Source organism: Moorena sp. SIO2C4, assembly GCF_010672485.1.
Lineage (GTDB): Bacteria > Cyanobacteriota > Cyanobacteriia > Cyanobacteriales > Coleofasciculaceae > Moorena > Moorena producens.
Window position 1 is genome coordinate 1 of sequence record NZ_JAAHGN010001505.1, and the last position, 1246, is coordinate 1246.

General features: G+C 43.5%; 1 protein-coding gene. It reads left to right on the forward strand.

The window, feature by feature from the left end:
* Positions 1-173 precede the first annotated feature (173 nt).
* Positions 174-353, forward strand: a complete 180-nt coding sequence (locus F6K20_RS39015) for a PEP-CTERM sorting domain-containing protein (RefSeq protein WP_008191520.1) — start codon at positions 174-176, stop codon at positions 351-353.
* Positions 354-1246 lie beyond the last annotated feature (893 nt).

Consider the following 1246-nt stretch of genomic DNA (forward strand, 5'->3'; position numbering starts at 1 on the left):
GAGAGGTACTAATGCCATGACTAAAGTCTATGACTTTTCCATAGACTTTACTAGATATTGTGATACTTATTGTAACTGTCCACTAACCCCCTGGTGCGCGACCCGATTTTAGCAATCCCACTCTAGCTCAGGATGAAGCGATTGAAACCATTGCCCGTTGGAGTGCTTTGTTCTTGCGCGCTAATCTTCTAGATGATGCCAACGCTTTTGAGTTTGTATTCGATACAGGGGCAAAATTAGATCCTAATGTCACTGTGATTGCTGAGGTGAAAACTGTTCCGGAACCAAGTTCCCTGTTTGGGGTATTGGCAGTAGCTATGGGCGGTATTAGTTGGCTGTGGCAGCGTAAATAGGGGTTAGTGTGCTGCCCAGGGTAAGGGCAAAAATTAAGGCTCTCCTAGAGTGGCTATGATAAATTAGTATAAAATAATCGCCGTAAACCTTACTAAGTAAGCTTTTGAGTAATTTAAAAATGCATTTTTATTAAAATGGCATTTTTAGTTCATTGAATCCCTTGCTATTGAAGGGGTAATCGCTCATTTAAACTACTCATTTACCACACCCATTGTAGGAGAGCCAAAATTAATACAGCGGTTTGCACTTCAGTTAGGTACTTTCGTTTTGGGTTTGTAGGGACTTCGGAGCAGGGAGCAGGGACTGAGGCCGTGGGCCACGCGGGGCGCGTTCGGAAGTGGGAAGTCGGAAGTGGGAAGAGGAGAAACAATGTGTACCTGATAGTTATGCAAACCGCCGTAAGGAGTAATTATTACTAACAATATTGAAAAAAACTATTGAAAAAAAGTACAATAGTGCTGATAATCAAAGATTACTATGGTCATAATACTTGCCTTTTATCACATTTTGGCTCAATTTTTTCTGGGCTTACCCTGCTCTCTACTCCCTACTCCCTAAAATCCCAAGGGCTGGGTAACTCACCCGATTGATAACTGCTATCTATTTAATAGAAAGAAAGGGGTTGAAAAAAAATGCGATGCGCGAGCATTGAGCCGCTACGCGAACGCATTTGTTTTATGAATCTGGGGTATGCGATGCGCGAGCATTGAACCCCTACGCGATCGCATCAGGGAGTTGACTTGGTGATCGCGAGAGCTATGCCATCCTGTAGGTGCGAGTATATAGGTGCGAGTATAGCGATCGCGTAGCGTGGCCTACGGCCAATCGCTTTCTTTGTTAACTTAGAGTAGGTTAAGTCAGACTAGAGGGACTAAAGAACCATGAATGATCA